This window comes from Halomonas sp. 141, from assembly GCF_002810305.1.
In the GTDB taxonomy this organism is placed as follows: domain Bacteria; phylum Pseudomonadota; class Gammaproteobacteria; order Pseudomonadales; family Halomonadaceae; genus Vreelandella; species Vreelandella stevensii.
Genome location: NZ_PINZ01000085.1, coordinates 1 through 3,099 on the forward strand (window position 1 = coordinate 1; position 3,099 = coordinate 3,099).

The 3,099-nt window shown below is 52.4% G+C and carries 3 protein-coding genes; 1 reads left to right on the forward strand and 2 read right to left on the reverse strand.

The window, feature by feature from the left end:
- Nucleotides 1-21: 21 nt before the first annotated feature.
- Complete coding sequence (locus CWI66_RS17260) at nucleotides 22-453, reverse strand: metallophosphoesterase (protein WP_157809003.1); 432 nt, start codon at nucleotides 451-453, stop codon at nucleotides 22-24.
- 160 nt (nucleotides 454-613) lie between these two features.
- Between CWI66_RS17260 and CWI66_RS17265 the strand changes: the two genes are divergently transcribed.
- Nucleotides 614-1,522 (forward strand): ADP-ribosylglycohydrolase family protein, encoded by a 909-nt coding sequence (locus CWI66_RS17265; RefSeq protein WP_100732361.1) that lies wholly within the window; start codon nucleotides 614-616, stop codon nucleotides 1,520-1,522.
- Nucleotides 1,523-1,968: 446 nt separating this feature from the next.
- On the opposite strand, the gene CWI66_RS17275 is transcribed toward CWI66_RS17265, so the two are convergent.
- The gene (locus tag CWI66_RS17275; RefSeq protein WP_100732360.1) at nucleotides 1,969-2,925 is read right to left on the reverse strand and encodes a restriction endonuclease; all 957 of its coding nucleotides are present in this window, start codon (nucleotides 2,923-2,925) and stop codon (nucleotides 1,969-1,971) included.
- Nucleotides 2,926-3,099: the final 174 nt, after the last annotated feature.

Here is a 3,099-nt window from a genome sequence, read left to right on the forward strand (position 1 = left end):
TACAAGGTCTCGCCGGAGTTATTAAGGCCCCTCCGTGACGTGAAGTAGGTCAACTACGTCTTGGAATGAACGCTTACCGAGGAGTAGCGCTAGGCCATCTTCCTTGTTGGCAAATTCATCGACCAGCCGTTGGCGATCATTATGCTGGCGCGTGGCGTGAATAAAAGCGCTTAGATCGTCTTGATGGTGATACGCGTCTCGTACCCAGTTCAGTTCGTGATTCCCCACGACCATAAGCGCGTGACCCGCATCGACCATTTGGCGCACGAGGCGAAGTACCGCGCCTGGCCACGGCCCTTTATCAATAATATCGCCAACAAATACCGCCACATGCCCCGGTTGCTGCCAACCCTGCGGCCCCTTGCGATACCCCAAGCGGGTTAAGAGTGCCTCCAGCGTCGCTAACTGGCCATGCACATCACCGATGATATCGTAGTGGGGTGTATTGCTCATGCGGCCTCTCCTCCGTGTTGAGTGCTGCCAGCATCGCATTAGGGTGCGACGCTTGGTGTCGCATGCGAGCGATAAGGTATGAAAACTACCTTATGTAGAGGCGCTTATGACGAACGAGAATCGACCCCCGCAACAGCCACTGCCCACCGTCAATCCCAACATGGATGAGTTATACCGTTACCTTGGTGCTTTGTTAGGGCTGGCAACTGGAGATGCGTTAGGTACCACGCTGGAGTTTTGTATCCGGGATCAACATCCTCTCCATACGGAGATGTGGGGAGGCGGTGTCTTTAATGTTGCCCCTGGGGAGTGGACAGACGATACCGCCATGGCGCTGTGTTTGGCTGAAAGTCTAGTGAATCGTCAGTCGTTTGATCCGCACGATCAGTTAAGCCGCTACGTGCGCTGGTGGCGAGAAGGTTACATGGCCTGCCAAGGCCGCTGCATTGATATTGGTGGCACGACCTTGGATGCTTTGCAGCGTTTTGAACGCACACAAGACATCAATGCGGGCGGCACCCAGGCGTATCAAAGCGGTAATGGCGGCATTATGCGCCTCGCGCCAGCCGTTATGGTGGCGAATAGCGAGGAAGAGGCAGTGACGTTAGCGGTGCGCAGCAGTGTCACCACGCATGCCAGCCCCGACTGCCTGGATGCGGCCGCATTAATGGGGGCGGTGCTTTGGCGGTTGTTGCAAGGCGAGCCTCTTCGTAGGGTGCTCGCACAGATGCCGACTACCCCTGCCCAAGGCGATCGTATCTTAGCGCTTCAGGCGGGGGTGTTTTGTGAGCTGTCGCGCGAGGAAGTGTCTTCCAGTGGCTATGTCATCGACACCCTAGAAGCTGCCCTATGGTGCTGTTGGCAGGCACGTTCGTTGGAAGAAGCGCTAGTGCTGGCCGCCAACTTAGGCGATGACGCTGACACGGTTGCTGCAGTAACGGGGCAGCTGGCAGGTGCTGCGTGGGGAGTTAAAGCACTGCCCGAACGGTGGCTAACGACGTTAGCGTGGCGAGACAAAATAGAACAGCTGGCCAGAGCGCTATACGCCCTCAAACAACGTGGAGAGTGAAATATGCCGCGCTTAGTTAAGACCACGATGGAGATTGGCCTCCAAGCACAGCGGGATATCCTATTTTTAACTTTCAAAAATGAAAGTCATGATGACGATATTTTGGGTACGCACTGGGAAGATCACCAGGGTCGCCAACACGTTGTTGAGTGGCTAGAGGCTAATGAGATTCCATGGGAGCCATGCGTGCATGCAGCGCCAGGCAAGGCTCCGTGCTGTTACCAAGGGTCTATTTACTTGGCAGTGGCGCCTGATGAAGACAGCCCAACCTACCAAAAGGTGCTATCATTTTTGGAGGATGAGACGGGGGAGTGCCGTTTCCCGAGCGTAGATTTTTGGCTATACCCATTTCACTTAATTGAGCAACATGCAGACCAGTGCTGATCAGAGCAGGTTGCGCTAATTCGTTTCGGAAGTCCGCCCATTGTTACAACGTATGTGCGGATTTAAGCGAAGTCATTACCAATCAATAAATGCGGGGCGTGGCGGAGCACAAAGCGGCCCACCTCAGGCCCCGCAATCAAGTCAATGGTGCGTCCACACGCTTCGCTCTTTTCCGCCGCATAATTTTCAAGTGTTTCGGTTGCCTGCCCTGTGGTGATCAATAAGCCACCATCGGCGTTGTACTTCTCCATGCCTTCAACAATCTGATCAACAGCGTTAAGGTCGTGATGCGCACCCGAATAGGACTTTGCTTGCACTACCAAGCGCGTACTCAGTGTTACACCACCGATGGGGTTCTGAAAATCAACGAGTAAGTCTGCACCATGATCAGTACGCCAGCCAAAACCGTTTTTAACCGATACGGTGTGTGGCATCTGCATAAACACTTCATGCAGAAATATCTCGAAATCCTTGCCTTTGTTCATTTCCTGAATGGCCTGCGTAAGTCGAGGTAAAACGTCCTGATTCACGCGTTCTCTCAGGTGAATAATACTTCTTAGGCTAGGCGTAATATCGTTGTAGCGGCTTGTTTTCAGATTCTCGATGCTTGTCAAAAAATCCGCTACGTTCAAAACGCGTTGACCACGACGCATGGGCCTCAAGTTTACCGAAGGAAGGACGTTGGTATCGTTGCGTGAAAACTCGATGAGGGTGTTAGGGTCAACGGTCAGATAGTTACAAAAGTCGCGTCCCCAGGCGCACTCTACGCCCTGATCAAAGTCATACTCCCCACAGACCTGAACGGCAACACATTGCCCATAGGCTGGCAGGTTAACGTGCACAATCCAGTCGCCTGGCTTAATGTTAAGCAGGAAGCCGTTAGCCCCATGGTATTGCTCTCGTAGCGACACCTCTTGATCCCACATGCCAAAGCGTGACTTGCCTTCTTTAATTGCATTGTAAATGATAGGGCGTACGGTATCGGGCACTTTCGCAAAAGTAAAAACCTGGGGCAACATGGGGCGTTCTCAATAGTATGAAATTTAACAGAGCTTACCTCAATATAAGGCTTTATGAATATTGGCGTTGTTGATATAACTTACATCGATCACACGCTAGCCCGGATTTCTCACAGGGTATAAAAGAAAGCGGCTGAAAGTGCTATGATTTCAAGAACCTAACCAATCCATCAA